This is a genomic window from Actinomycetospora flava (assembly GCF_037400335.1).
Taxonomy (GTDB): Bacteria; Actinomycetota; Actinomycetes; order Mycobacteriales; family Pseudonocardiaceae; genus Actinomycetospora; species Actinomycetospora flava.
In genome coordinates this window covers 313559-327171 of sequence record NZ_JBBEGM010000006.1, presented here as the reverse complement: position 1 = coordinate 327171, position 13613 = coordinate 313559, and the positions used below count along the sequence as shown (strand labels likewise).

The 13613-nt window shown below is 68.6% G+C and carries 10 protein-coding genes; 4 read left to right on the top strand and 6 right to left on the bottom strand.

Annotation, left to right across the window (positions count from 1 at the left end; translation table 11 throughout):
* Positions 1-4: 4 nt before the first annotated feature.
* From WCD58_RS16795 to WCD58_RS16780, 4 genes are all read right to left on the bottom strand, one after another.
* Positions 5-487: a hypothetical protein gene (locus tag WCD58_RS16795; protein ID WP_337704201.1), complete on the bottom strand. Its 483-nt coding sequence runs from the start codon at positions 485-487 to the stop codon at positions 5-7.
* A 182-nt stretch (positions 488-669) separates the two neighbouring features.
* Entirely contained in the window at positions 670-3801 is a 3132-nt protein-coding gene (locus WCD58_RS16790; protein WP_337704200.1) for a DEAD/DEAH box helicase, read from the bottom strand.
* Entirely contained in the window at positions 3782-5080 is a 1299-nt protein-coding gene (locus WCD58_RS16785; protein WP_337704199.1) for an ATP-binding protein, read from the bottom strand. Before WCD58_RS16785 ends, WCD58_RS16790 begins: the two co-directional genes overlap by 20 nt.
* The gene (locus WCD58_RS16780; protein ID WP_337704198.1) at positions 5077-7146 is read right to left on the bottom strand and encodes a tellurite resistance TerB family protein; all 2070 of its coding nucleotides are present in this window, start codon (positions 7144-7146) and stop codon (positions 5077-5079) included. Before WCD58_RS16780 ends, WCD58_RS16785 begins: the two co-directional genes overlap by 4 nt.
* 229 nt (positions 7147-7375) lie before the next feature.
* Here WCD58_RS16780 and WCD58_RS16775 point away from each other — a divergent pair, with 229 nt between their 5' ends.
* Positions 7376-10420: a DEAD/DEAH box helicase gene (locus WCD58_RS16775; protein WP_337704197.1), complete on the top strand. Its 3045-nt coding sequence runs from the start codon at positions 7376-7378 to the stop codon at positions 10418-10420.
* A gap of 245 nt (positions 10421-10665) precedes the next feature.
* On the opposite strand, the gene WCD58_RS16770 is transcribed toward WCD58_RS16775, so the two are convergent.
* The gene (locus WCD58_RS16770) at positions 10666-11478 is read right to left on the bottom strand and encodes an MOSC domain-containing protein (protein ID WP_337704196.1); all 813 of its coding nucleotides are present in this window, start codon (positions 11476-11478) and stop codon (positions 10666-10668) included.
* A gap of 66 nt (positions 11479-11544) precedes the next feature.
* On the opposite strand from WCD58_RS16770, the gene WCD58_RS16765 reads away from it, so the two are divergent.
* The gene (locus WCD58_RS16765; RefSeq protein ID WP_337704195.1) at positions 11545-11880 is read left to right on the top strand and encodes a hypothetical protein; all 336 of its coding nucleotides are present in this window, start codon (positions 11545-11547) and stop codon (positions 11878-11880) included.
* 11 nt (positions 11881-11891) lie between these two features.
* Here WCD58_RS16765 and WCD58_RS16760 read toward each other — a convergent pair whose 3' ends face one another.
* Positions 11892-12326 (bottom strand): hypothetical protein, encoded by a 435-nt coding sequence (locus WCD58_RS16760; RefSeq protein ID WP_337704194.1) that lies wholly within the window; start codon positions 12324-12326, stop codon positions 11892-11894.
* Positions 12327-12480: 154 nt separating this feature from the next.
* Here WCD58_RS16760 and WCD58_RS16755 point away from each other — a divergent pair, with 154 nt between their 5' ends.
* On the top strand, positions 12481-12990 hold the full coding sequence (locus WCD58_RS16755) for a hypothetical protein (protein WP_337704193.1): 510 nt from the start codon (positions 12481-12483) through the stop codon (positions 12988-12990).
* Complete coding sequence (locus tag WCD58_RS16750) at positions 12987-13610, top strand: hypothetical protein (protein WP_337704192.1); 624 nt, start codon at positions 12987-12989, stop codon at positions 13608-13610. The genes WCD58_RS16755 and WCD58_RS16750 overlap by 4 nt, the downstream gene beginning before the upstream one ends.
* Positions 13611-13613 lie beyond the last annotated feature (3 nt).

The following is a 13613-nucleotide window of genomic DNA, read 5'->3' as shown; positions in this document are numbered from 1 at the left end:
CTCCTCACGCCGGCTCTCGGGTCGGGTAGGCCGTAACGATCTTCCCGTCGCCTCCCGCCACCACCACGAGTGGGTAGTACACGGCGCGCACCTGCCCCTGGCCGTCTCGAATCTCGAGCGGTGCCTTGAACGCCCAGGTGTCGTTCTTGATGTTGTGACGCGGATAGCCGGTTTGCGGGACCCGTAGAGTCTGCTCGATGGCGAAGTCGGTCAGATCCCGCCAATTCTCACCCGTGTAAAGGGCGATGTTCTGCCAGTCCTGGCCGTGACGTGAGCTGACGTGCCGGTAGCCGAATCCCTCGGTGCCGCAGAGCAAGGCCGACGCTTGCCCGTCCGGACCCGGCACGAACACCGGTCGCGGAAACACGCGGACCACCTTCTCCGGCTGGCTGCTGGCCCCACAGGCGGCCCAGACTTCCGTTGAAACGGCACTCACCGCCTGCGCGGCGGGCTCCCCCATGAACGCGAGGGCGAGGACCAGGAACATAAGGACGCGGACAGACCGCAACCGACGAGACATGGGCGACTCCGTGAGTGGGACGAGCGGTCCAGGGCGAGGACCGCCACCACGGGGTTGGACTCGGCGTTGCGCCGATCGGTTCCATCGATCTCGGAAGCAGAGTTGGCGACGGGCTGGCAGCGCCAGCCAGCATCGATGATCGGGTGGCGTCAGGCCGTATCGGTCGGCACGGTGAGGCGGTTGGTCCGTGCGACGACATCCAGTTGCCGGCGAACCTCACTCGAAACGTCGCGGTCGGCGAGCACCTGACGGTGGATTCCAGCAACCCCTTCGACGGTCCAAGTGCGGGCCACGCCGATGAGGTGATCTAGCTCGATACTGGTGATCTCGCCATCCTCCAGTGCCCATATGAGCGCCTCGGCGTACGCCGTTTCGGCAGCCGAGGTCCATGTCGGCGCGACGGCGTGGGATCGGGGTGCCGACCTAGTCCGTGGCGAGACCCGTCCGGAGGACGACAGGGACGGCCAATGATCAGGCAGGTGTCGTGAGGTGACCCCGAGATCGGAGAAGCTGTTCGGAGCGAGGCTGGCGAGTTGGGTCCGGAGGAGCGCCGCGGCGGCGAGCGCGTCCTCGCGTGCGCTGTGGGCGTTCTCGAGATCGATCCCGTGCGCAGCGCAGGCGTCGGCCAGCGAGCGTCCCGCGTCTGGATTGGTCCGGTCCGCGAGCGCCATGGTGCAGAGGCTTGGGATGCGTGGCAGCGGGTGACCCGCACGATCGAACTCGGCGTGCAAGAAGCCGAGGTCGAAGGGCGCGTTGTGGGCGACCACGACGCGCCCCTCCAATCGAGCGGCGACGTCACCGATCACCTCCGCGAAGGTTGGCGCCCCGACAACGTCGATCGTCTCCAGCCCGTGGACCCGAGTCGGACCGACGTCGCGGCCCGGGTCGAGGATCGTGTGCCAGAAGTCCTCGACGCCCCCGTCGGGACGGCAGGTGACGATGGCGATCTCGACGATCCGATGGCCGTGGCCGACTGCGAGGCCGGTGGTCTCGACGTCGACGACCGCGAAGGGCGTCACCCCGAGGTCGACCTTCGGTCCGCGGCCGACGGGAGTCGGCCCCTGAAGCAGCGGAACATCGCCGCTTGAGGTCGTGCTGGAGAACGAACGCGTCCCCCGCGAGCGGAGCCAGGCCCAGGCGCCATCGACGTCTAGCGCCCGCGCGGCGTAGGCCTGCTCGAGCAGGGCCGGCGAGAGGACCTCGTCCCACTTCTCCTCGCGCTTGTCGGGGACGATCGCGGCGAGATCGAGAGGGTCGGGAGGCGCCGTCGTTGCCAGCCTGTCGAGGACGTGGCGCACGACGTCCTCCGGCGCATCGGCCACGATGGCCGGCCCTTCGCAGTTGGCCTCGATGCCGGCGTGGTGCAGCGACACACGCAACGTCTCGAGGACTCGATCACCGCGCCAGGGGAAGATCACGCTCTCGCGCCCCCACCCGACGACTTCCCGCCGGTGCAGTTCGAGCTGGGCGAACATCGACCGCCCCTCGGCGAGCAGGATCCGTGCCTTCTCGTCGAGATAGGGCGGAACGACGTCTCCGACGTACAGCTCTTCCATCATCGCCCGCACCCGGTCGTGCACCCGCGCAGCGCCGGTCGACGGGAACTCGGGCGCATTGCCGGTAACGTCGGCGACCACCTCCACTTCGGAGCTGCGGGGGTGTACTGCGATCACTCGCCAGCGCCGCCCAGCGAGCACCAGGCCTGAGCCCGGGATCAGCGAGCTGCCGGCGTCGATGGACCCGATCTCCTGCCCCTGCGCGAGCACCCGGAACACTTCAGGCGATTCGAAGGCGGCGAAGAAGGACCAGTCCTCGATCTCTCGCTCGCCGCGCCCTCCTGGGAGGAGCAGTCCGTCGGACGAGCTCATCAGCAGGTCTGAGTCGTGCATCGCGGCGAGCAGTTGCCGGAACGTCGTCTCATCGACGGCGAAGGGTCCGTGCGAGCAGAGCACCGACTCGGCTTGGTGCGGGTACACGCCGCCGTGTTGGGCGGTGAGCGACAGCACCTGCTGGACGAGCGTCGAAAGGTGCAGCCCGCCAGTCTCCGGCGGTTCACACCAGTCATGTGTCAGGAACAGCTCGAGCATCGCCGTGCTCTGCACGAGCTCGGCGCGCAGCGCTTCATGTGGCGCAGTGCTCTGCTCTAGAGCCGGCTCGCTGATGTAGGTCCGCAGTACCGATCGCTCCCCGGGTCGACGGCCCGAGCGTCCCCACCGCTGCCGCAGCGCCGCAACCGACGGTGGGCAGCGGACCTGCGCGACCTCGCGCACCTGCCCGATGTCGATGCCCATCTCGAGAGTTGACGTGCAGATGGCGGTGGCCGGATCGTGGCTCTTCAGCCGGTCCTCGACGTCTTCTCGCTCGGCCTTCGCGAGGCTGCCGTGGTGGGCGAAGAACTCGTTCGGAACACGGACGCGCTCGCACTCGCGCCGGAGCCGGTCGGCGAGCTTCTCCACCTCAGTGCGCTGATTGGCGAAGACGAGGTTGGTGTGACCGCGCAGGCTCTTGTAGAGGAGGTTCGCTACGGTCGAGAGTCCGCCGCTCTCGCGGCTCGAGCGGTGCCCGCGGAGCACGGTGACCCGATCGCGGCGGTCGGCCGTCGCCTTGATCCGGATCACCCGCTCACCTCGACCAGGGCGCAGGAACTCGGCGCCGATCGTGAGGTCGCCCATCGTCGCGGAGAGACCGATCCGTGGGGTGCGGCGCCGCGTGATGAGATCTAGCCGGTGCAAGAGGGACGCGAGCTGAGCGCCGCGTGCGCTGCCGGGGAAGGCGTGCAGCTCGTCGACCACGATGTAGCGCAGCGCTCCGAGCAGACCGCGAACGGCGTCGCCTCGGCTGCTGAGCAGCCCCTCGACGGACTCGGGGGTGATGAACAGGACGCCGGCGCGCTCGCGCCACACCTTCTTCTTGCGGGAAGCGGGGACATCGCCATGCCAGGCGTGCACAGGCACGTTCAGGTCCGCGCACATCTCCTCGAGTCGGCCGGCCTGATCGTTGATCAGTGCCTTCAGCGGCGAGATCGCGAGGACCTCGACGCCAGCCGGAGCTTCGCCTCGCTCACGACTCGCGACGAGCGCCGACAGGACCGGTAGGAAGGCCGCCTCGGTCTTGCCGCCAGCGGTCGACGCCGTGATCAGTACGTCGCGCTCGCCGGCCAAGATCGGATCGACGGCCTGGGCCTGAGCGTCCTGCAAGCTCGTCCAGCCCTTGCTGTGGACCCACTTCTGGACCGGACGTGCGAGGCGCTCGAACGCGCTGTCAGACAGAGACGAGGTCATCGTCGTCGTCCAGCGGCGCGAGGTCCGGGTTCTCCTCCGGCTGGACGGCGGTATGGCCGAGCACCTCTCGCCAATCGCGATCGGGGTGCTGCTCGAGCAGCGACAGGAGGTCGCAGAACGCCTTGATCGTTGTGCGCGGGGTGCGGAAGTACGCGTCGCCGATCTGCTGGCGGCAATGGGCCATGAAGGCGTCGATGGCCTCGTCGGGCACGAGATACCGCGCCGGATCGCCTGAGGCGTAGACATGCCGGAGGTTCTCGAGCAGCACGTGGAAATCCTCGGGCGTGAGCTGGTCGAGGCGCAGCACAGGCCCCGAGTAGTCGACGAGGCCACCCGTAGCGAAGCGATTCTCGGTCAGACGGCTCGCGAGCGCGCCGTAGGAGTGGAGGCCGCGGCGGGAGTCGGTGAGAAAGTCAGGCGTACCGCCGAACAGAAAGCCGATGCCCTCCGCGCTGCCCTGGTGACAGTCGTTGACGATGCGGAGGATCTGCTCGTAGTTGGCCTCGCGGCTGCCTTTGTGAGCGATCTTGTAGAGATTGACCATCTCGTCGAGGCAGATGAGCAGCCCTTTGTAGCCCGCCAAGCGGACGAAACGAGCGAGGAGCTTGAGCTGGTCGTAGAACGAATCGTCGTCGACGATCGTCCGCACCCCGAGATCGGCACGCGCCTCGGTCTTCGTCGAGTACTCACCGCGCAGCCAGCGCACGGCGTTGGCCTTGAGCGCGTCATCGTCGGTGTCGTAGCCACGCCAGTACTTCTCGATGACGATCGCGAAGTCATAGCCGCCGACGAGCTCCTGGAGGTCTTCGAGCCGCGCCTTGATCACACGGCTTGGGCTCGTGTCGGTCTTCTTCGCCTCTTCCATGGCCTGGGTGACGAATCGCTCGACCACGCCGGCGAGGGCACCCTCAGGCTTGGCCTGCGTGCCCGCATTGCGCATGAGTTCGGTGTAGAGGCCGCGCGCCTGACCGCCGCTCGACGCCAGTCGACGACCTGGGTTGAGATCAGCGTGCAGGGTCACGAGCTTGCGCTGCGCGGCCACGGCGCGGACGAGGTTCAAGAAGAACGTCTTGCCTGAGCCGTAGTCGCCGACGACGAAGCGTGCCGCAGTTCCGCCCTCGCCGATGCGATCGATGTCTCCGAGGAGCGCTTGGACCTCGCTGGCCCGGCCAACCTGGATGAGGTGCTGACCGGTGCGCGGCACCACCCCGGAGCGGAGCGACTGGATCAGGGCGTTGCGTTCCCGAGGCTTGATCTTCGTCGTGCCTGCGGCCGTCATGCGCGCATCTCCTCGTAGATGGCCGAGTCGACTGTCACCGACTCGTCGTCGTGCACCTCGATCACGGGTTCCTCCGTGCTGTCGAGGGCAGCTTCGTTGATAACGTCCACGGCTCCATCAGGCAGGACGCCGTGCCTCGCGGCGAGGGCCTCGAGATCCTGGCGGCTGCTCTGCCCGCGACCGGCGAGCTCTCGCAGGAGTGCGGAGTGCGTGGCGTCCAGCGTCGCGATGCCGGTCGCGCCCGCCGCCGTGTCGACCACGGCGGGCTCCGGTTCATCGGCCTCGTCTTCGACATCGGCGAAGATCGCGCCCAGAAGGTCTTGCACCGCCAGGTTGTCCGCCTGCCGTTGGCGAAGTCGAGTTTCGTCGACGGCAACGAGCCGCTCCGCCGGCGCCTCTGATTCCACCAGGTTCTCGGCGGGAGCGAGTGCGAGCAGCGCGTCGGAGTCGTCGTGGGTGGGCTGCAATGTGAACAGCTCTGCCGTGGGCGCCGCTCGTGGGGCGAGCGGCGCCCGTCGGAACCGGAGCCGGCGGTCGACCTCGTCGGGGTCGAGGTCGAGCAGCTCGTGAACCGAGCGCAGGACGCGGACCTCGTCATCGGTGACGACGCCATCGGCACGCGCCAGGTCGAGGACGTAGCTACCGAGCGAGAGCCGCTGCGTCAGCGGCAGCCCGACCATCCGCGCGGCAACGTCGGCGAGCCGGAGTTCGCTGGAGGCCACGAGCACTCGGTGAGCGTCGAGCCGTGTCCGCTCCGAGGCGGTGATCCCCTCCGCAAGCTGCACCTGCTCGATGAGCATCGCCTGCTCGGTGTCGTCGACGACGCCGTCGGCCCCTGCGACTGCGGCACAGAGCTCCAGCACGACGACGGCCGCGGCGTAGGCCTCAGATGGGCTGGTCGTTGGCGACTCGGCTTGACGGAACAACACGACTGGACTGCGGGTGGCCGCCCGACCGCCGAAGCGGACGTCGGGTTCGACGCCAACCCCGAAGCGCTCGAGGACCTGGGCCATCTCGACCGCGTCGCGGCGTTCGATCTCGGCGGTCCCTGTCGCTTCGGTCCACTGACTCAGCAGCGTTTCGGCGTCGACAACACTCGGTACGTCGGTCAGGAGGGACTCGGCCTGCTCGACGAACGGTCGCACGGCTCGCGCTGAGGATGAGCCAGCGAACAGCGGTTCCGGTAGCACCGCCGCGGCGCGGGCGGAGGTGATCGGTTCGTCCGGGTAGCGGTTGCGCCAACGGACGACCCCGATGAGATCGGCCTCAACCTGATCGGTGATCTCGCGCAGAATGACCGCTGGGCCCGTCGTCAGGAAGACGTCCGAGGCGTCGGGCACGCTCAGCTCGAGCGGGACGGGCAGGCTGGGGTTGGCGGGCGTGTAGTCGAGCGTCAGACGACGTCGCCTTGGGCGGATCGGGAGCCCTTCGGGATGGCGCTCGATGAACCGATACCGCCAGAGGCGCGCAAAGTCTTCCGGGACACGCTTGGCGGCCTCACGGCGCGCGATGTCGGGGTGGAACCACGCCCAGGCGAGCGCCCAATCGGCATCGACAGGCTCCGAGGCGAGAGCTCGATGGCCGAGCTCCACCTGGAGGACGTCGGGTACCGGCTCATCGTCGAGGGGTGGCGGGCTGTCGGGGCGTCGATGGCCGCCGAGCGCTTTCGCGACGCGTGCGACCTCGGGGTCGCTGCCGTACGTCTCGCCGAGCGCGGCGGCTTCCCGGGACAGCTCGGGATCGCTGTCGCCGTCGACGAGGATGCGGCGCTCGAGGCCGTAGAGGTGCAGGAGCGCCCAGACGGCCGGGGCTTGCTCGGCGCGACGACCGGTGCGCTGCCAGACAAGGAAGGCAGCGCGCGCGGCCGGGGTCAGCTCGCCGTAGTGCGGCGGTCCGATGACCGAGTCGGCCTCCCAGTCGGGGGCACCGAAATCGACCGGCAAACCGGGATCGATGACCTCGGGGGCAGTGGCCGGGCCCGTGTAAATACCCTCAAGCGTTGCGCCTGCGACGACGACCGGCTCGCCGGCGCCAGCCCACTGGCTCGCGGTCGCGCTCGCCGTCACACGCCCCCCTCAGCGGTTGCTGGCTTGACCTCGATCGTGGGCCCCACCGTGCCTGACGACGACCGGCACCACCCGATCGGGTGGCCGCCGCTCCGCGTCGGGTCGGTCCGCAGGAGGGTTCGACGATCACCCTTGGGTCGTTACTCGTCCCTGATGACCGGTTTGTTGGTCCGACACCTCGGGTCGCCGGCCTCCTCGTCATGATCGCTCCCCATGACAGGCTGCGCCCGTGTCTCGAGGACTCGGCGACGGGCTGTACGAAACCCTGCACACCGCAGCCCTGGAGCACCGGCTGCAGGCGCTTCCGGAGGGAGCTGCCACTTTCGCGGCTCTCGACAAGACCGCCGCGCCTGATGTCCTCGCTCGCCACGTGGCCGAGATCGTCCGGCGCTCGTTGAGCAGCCACGACGACGGCCCGCGCCGGCAGGCCCTGGTCAACGGCGTCGTCGAGCTCCTGGAGGCGCACGACGACGACGCGGTCGTCGCGCTCGAGCAGCTCCTCGCTGTCTCCATCGCGCCAGGCGTCCACCGCGTCGTTCGGCCGGCCATGCCGCTCTCCGACACCGCGCTGCTGACCAACACCAAGGACGAGCCGTCCCTTGGTGCCGAGCTCCAGGCCGAGATCGCGTCAGCAGACCGCGTCGACCTCCTGTGCGCCTTCGTCAAGTGGCACGGAATGCGCCTCCTGTCGAACCAGCTCGACGATCTGAAGGCGAGGGACAAGCCTCTCCGGGTCATCACGACGACCTATCTCGGAGGGACTGAACGGCGAGCAGTCGACGAGCTTGTCCGTCGCTATGGGGCCGAGGTGAAGATCAAGTTCGAGGAGCAGTCGACGCGCCTGCACGCGAAGGCGTGGCTGTTCCGCCGGGACAGCGGATTCGACACCGGATATGTCGGCAGTTCGAATCTCTCGAAGTCCGCTCTCGTCGACGGCCTCGAATGGAACGTCCGCATCTCTGCGGTTGCCACCCCGGCCCTCGTGCGGAAGTTCGAGGCGACCTTCGACACCTACTGGAACAGTCCCGAGTTCCGCGCCTACGACCCCGACCGCGACGCGGACTTGCTCGACCGCGCCCTCGGGGCTCAGGCCGGAGGGAACGCTTCTGTCCTGGAGCTCTCGGGTCTCGAGGTCAGGCCTCGGCCCCACCAGGAGCGCATCCTCGAGGCCCTCGACGCTGAGCGAACCGTTCACGGCCACCACCAGAATCTGGTGGTCGCTGCAACCGGTACTGGTAAGACTGTCGTCGCCGCGCTCGACTACCGACGCCTCGGTGGCGTCGAGAAGTCCCTGCTGTTCGTGGCGCACCGCAAGGAACTCCTCGAACAGGCTCGCCGCACCTACCGCGAGGTCCTCGGTGACGGCGCCTTCGGCGAGCTCCTCGTCGCCGGCCAGAAACCGACCGTGTGGAAGCACGTGTTCGCCTCGGTGCAGTCGTTGCGTGAGGTGGACCTGCCGGCGTTCGAAGTCGCCGTCATCGACGAGTTCCACCACGCCGAGGCTCCCTCCTACCAGCGACTTCTCAACCGACTGAAGGCTCACGAGCTCCTCGGTCTGACTGCGACTCCGGATCGCATGGACAATGTCGACGTCCGCGCCCTCTTCGGTGGTCGGGTCGCCGTGGAGATCGGTCTCGGCGAAGCTCTCGAACAGGACCTGCTCTGTCCGTTTCACTACTTCGGCGTCGCCGACAACACTGATCTGACCGCGTTGGAGTGGAAGCGCGGGACCTATGACGTCGACGCCCTCGATCGCCTCTACACGGGCAACGACGCACGTACCCGCATCGTCCTGAACGCCCTACGCGACCGCGTCACCGACGTCGGGCGCATGCGCGCGCTCGGGTTCTGCGTTTCGGTGGCGCACGCGAGGTATATGGCGGAGAAGTTCACGGCGGCCGGCGTGCCCTCGCGTGCCATTACGGGCGATACGCCGGCTCACGAACGCGCCTCGGCGGCTGCAGCGCTGCGCGACCGCGAGGTTGCGTGCCTCTTCACCGTTGACCTCTACAACGAGGGCGTCGACCTGCCCTTCGTGGACACCGTGCTTTTCCTTCGCCCGACCCAGAGCGCGACGATCTTCCTCCAGCAACTCGGGCGCGGTCTGCGTCGTGCGCAGGACAAGGCAGTCCTGACGGTGCTCGACTTCATTGGGCAGCACCGCCGCGAGTTCCGCTTCGACGTTCGCCTCCGGGCGCTCACCGGCTCGAGCCGCGAGCGGCTCGTCGACGACATCGAGCACGGCTTCCCGTACTTGCCCTCGGCGTGCCGGCTGATCCTCGATCGCGTTGCGCAGGAGGTGGTCCTCGCCAACGTGAAGCAGGGACTGCGCGGCGGTCGGAAGGTGCTCGTCGATGACGTGCGCTCTCATGGCGACCTACCGCTTTTCCGCTATCTCGAGGAGAGCGGGCACGAGCTGGTCGACATCTACGGGCGACCGAACGAGAGCTGGACGGCTCTTCGGCGTGACGCGGGCCTTCCCGCAGAGGATGCGGGACCTCGCGAGGTTGAGTTGCTCAAACGCGTCGGGAGCCTGGTGCACATCGACGACATCGAGAGGGCGTCGACGTACATGCGACTGATGCTGCCGGGAGGTGCTCGCCTGGCAGACATGACGCCGGGTGAGCGGGTGATGGCGCACATGCTCGTCTACACCATCTGGCCCGATCTCGGCGGCCACCCATCGATTGACGACGCCTTGACGACGTTGCGGGGACACCCAGCTTTCGTTGATGAAGCGATGACGCTGATGCGGTTCGGCGCGGACGAGGCCCGAGTCGTGCCCGGCGACCTCGACATCCCCGGCGTTGAGCTCCGATCCCACTGCACCTACCGGCGGGACGAGATCCTCGCCGGTATCGGCTGGGCGGACGGCACCCGCAAGACACGGGGTCAGGCCGCCGGGGTGATCTATGCGGAGACGACGAATGTCGACGCCTTGCTCGTGACACTACGGAAGGAAGAGAAGGAGTTCGCTCCGTCAACGCGGTATCGCGACTATCCGATGTCGGCCGACCTCTTCCATTGGGAGTCTCAGAACTCAACGACGCTAAATTCAGCGGTTGGTCGTCGTTACTTGGACGGGACGAGTCACGCCGTACTCTTCACGCGAGCCGCTCGGAACGACGAATTCGGCGGAGGAGCTCCGTTCGTTTGCCTCGGCGCGGCTCGGCCCGTCGAGCACCATGGCGAGCGCCCGATCGCGATCACCTGGCGCCTCGATCGACCGATGCCCCAGCACGTCCTGCGATCCGGCGTGGTCGACGCGGCGTAGCCGGTCGCGAACGGCCACGGCTGCTTGGCAGACACACGAACCTCAGGTCGGGCTCCCATCCTCTATCCGCCGTAGCTCCTTGCGGAGTGACGTCGGGAGACTCTCGACGACGCGGTGGCCCACTTCGTCGGGGTGAGGTAGGGCCTCGAGGAAGCCGCGGAGCGCGATCAGATCGACCTGATGACCGTCGCTCACCCTGGCAGCGTGACAACCCGGGACTCGCTCGCGCAGGCGAATGGCGAAAGTCAGCCCGCCAGCTCGGACGACGCCACGCGCAGCTCGTCGCCGACCGCGACCTCGCCGGGCGTCAGGACCGTGTACTTCGCCCCGAAGACGACGCCCTTGTCGGTGAGGCGGTAGGTCGCGAGCGTTTCCAGCGGTTCCGGGCCGACGCGGGCGCCGGTCTGCTGGTCGACGGTGACGACGGCGCAGCGGATCGCCTGCTTCGAGAACGCCAGCCCGGCGGTCCCGAGCACCACGCGGTCGAGGTCGTCCTCGGCGTGCGCAGAGCAACCAACCAGGACGACGTTGGCGCGGAAGCGCTCGAGCGGGATCGGCTCGCCGGTGCGTTCCGCGGCGCGGTCAGAGAGGTCGTCGGCCGCGGCGCGGGAGAGCAGCAGGAGCGAGCCGCTGTCCGCCCAGCCGGACAGGCCGGGGACGAGGCCGTCGGTGGGGCGGTGGTGCTCGGCCGTGACGCCGACGAGCCGGCTCTCGGTGCCGAGCACGTCGGAGAGCCAGGTGGCGGCCTCGTCGCCCTGGTCCACGGCTGGGTGCGACTTGCTGAAGATCTCGACCTGGCGCCGCGGGCCGTCGTCGAGCACGTCGATCGCGCAGGTCGAGCGGCCGTTCGCCGACAGCGTCAGGCGGGAGCCGTCGAGGTCCGGCCGGACCGTCGCCAGCAGGGGATGGCGCCGCTGCGTCTTGAACCGCCCGTCGGGTGCGACGACCATAAACCGTCGGTCGCCGGCGAGCCCTGTCGTCGTGACCTCGCGGCGGTCCACCGCCATCCCGGCGCAGCCCTTGATCGGGAAGACGGCGAGCGACGCGACGCGAGCCACCGCCCCATCCATGGTGCCCAGCGTGTCACGGCGCTCGATTCCCGGCCGTGCCGTCACGATCAGCAGGTGGCGGATCGGGACGACCCGGACTTCCTGCACGCCCGCTGCCCGCTGACCGGGGTCACGGCCAAGGGCGTCGCCACCTGGGTGCTCATGGCCGAACGCCGCTTCGGCGGCGAGATCGTGCCGATGGACGGCGCACCGCTCGAAGTGCAGATCGCGCGCGCCGCCGACAACGTGCGTCGCCTCGTCGCGATCGCCTGCGCGCGCCGGCCGGACAACGCGTTCCTGCAGGACGCGCGGGAGGCGGTGGAGGCCTCGGACGTCTTCTGCGTCGCGGTGTCGCTCAGCGCCGACGAGCTCGAGCAGCGCTGGGCGCGCCGGCACGCCGGTTCTGACTGAGCAGTCAACGGTCAGATGTCGCCGAACGGGTCGATCGGCTGGCCGCGCCAGACGAGGTCGTCATCGAGACCGCGGAGGAACGACTCGGCCAGGTCGCACCACCGCCGCGCCGGCACGGCGGTCGTCTCCTCGAGTTGGCCGCAGGCGACGGGCAGGTCCCACTCGTCGTCGCAGAGCTGGGGGACGAACTGTCCGCCCGACGCGCTCCACCGTGCGGTGCGGCTGCCGCGTCGGCCGGGGCTGCGGAGCAGGATGTCGTCGAGCCGCGGGGTGCGGCGGACGGTGGGGTAGCGGGCGGCCCAGGGCCAGGGTTTCAGCGCGCGAACGAGGGCGGCGTCGAGCGCTGCCGTTGTGCTGATCGCGTGGACGCCGGCGACGAGGCAGCCAACGGCGAGGCCCTCGCCGATCTCGGTCTGCTGCCGAACTCTCGTCAGCCGGTCAGACACTCGATAATGATGGCCAAAGACGGAGGCTGCTCCGAGCAGCGACGCGCGTCCCAGCGCGAAGGACTGCCGATACACGTCTTCACGAATGCAACCGATACCTCGAGGTGCGCCGAACCGCCGATATGGCCGTGGGTTGATACGCACTATCGACCTCATGAACTTCGGACGGCGGGTCGCGCGGGCCATCGGCATCGCGACGGTGGTCGTGGTCGCTCTGCTGGCTACCCTCGTGATGGGCTCACCTGTGCATGCCGATCCGTTGCCCGGCTACGACCTCGATCCGGTCGTGCTCGAGCAGCGCATGGACGACTGCATCGCGGGCGCCGTCGATGACAAGTTCCTTCTCGCGGGCTGGATCAACATCAGCACAGGCGAACAGCGCCGCTGGTATTGCAGCTCCCTCAAGCACATGTATCTGCGCGCGGCTGGTGGTTCGGTGCACGATCCCTTCGTCGACGTCGCGAGCTTCATGCGTTGCGCGGACCGCACAGTCAGCCACGGCTTCCCACGGCCGGGAGACCCGGGCAACACACAACTCATCTATCAGTACATGGGTACTGCCCGGCGCGCTGTGGTCGTCGTGAACGACGACACCGGAGATGTGGTCACCATCTTCACCACGCCCGCGGACGACTGGACGACGTGTGCACGATGGGCGCCATGAACAAGCGCCGGGCTGCTGTGGAGGAGATCCGCGCTCTTCAGTCAGCCGAGCAGCGACGACGGGACGAGCGCCCTGAGCTCGCGCTGCCCGGCGCGATCCTCGACCTCATCACCTCGTGCGGGTTCCAGTACTACGCCGAGCACGACGTCACCGACGATCTGGAGTTCCTGAACCGCGCCGCCGAGCTCCTCCGGACGCAGGGTCCGCCGCGCTCCGACTTGCCGTTCTGGACCGACGCCGTCGCGTGTGTGGACCGGCTCGAGCGCGAGACCGCGCCGGGGCGCGCGGACACCGGCGACCTCGACGCCCACGACGCGCTCCGGCGCATCGTCGTCTCGGTCCCGCCGGAGGTTCTCCTCGGACGTCGCGACGAGGAGGCGTCACCGGACCTCGTGTGCCGGAGCGAAGCGGTGGGCCTGACCGACGATGTGAGCACGCCTTACCGGTGCGCCTCGCGGATCTCGGCTCTCGCCTACTTCAGCGCCCCGGACCGCTACGGCGTCATCGACGAGATGGTGGCGCTCCGGGAGCGGTACGAGAAGGCCGCGGGCGAGCGAGATGAGCTCGACGAGGCCATCCGCCGGGCAGCGCGGCGCTATCTCGAGTGGTCGGCCGCGTGAGGC

Bases quoted from the DNA above. Each gene is read 5' to 3' on its own strand.
- WCD58_RS16795 (WP_337704201.1), bottom strand. From the start codon at position 487: ATGTTCCTGGTCCTCGCCCTCGCGTTCATGGGGGAGCCCGCCGCGCAG.
- WCD58_RS16790 (WP_337704200.1), bottom strand. From the start codon at position 3,801: ATGACCTCGTCTCTGTCTGACAGCGCGTTCGAGCGCCTCGCACGTCCG.
- WCD58_RS16785 (WP_337704199.1), bottom strand. From the start codon at position 5,080: ATGACGGCCGCAGGCACGACGAAGATCAAGCCTCGGGAACGCAACGCC.
- WCD58_RS16755 (WP_337704193.1), top strand. From the start codon at position 12,481: ATGAACTTCGGACGGCGGGTCGCGCGGGCCATCGGCATCGCGACGGTG.
- WCD58_RS16750 (WP_337704192.1), top strand. From the start codon at position 12,987: ATGAACAAGCGCCGGGCTGCTGTGGAGGAGATCCGCGCTCTTCAGTCA.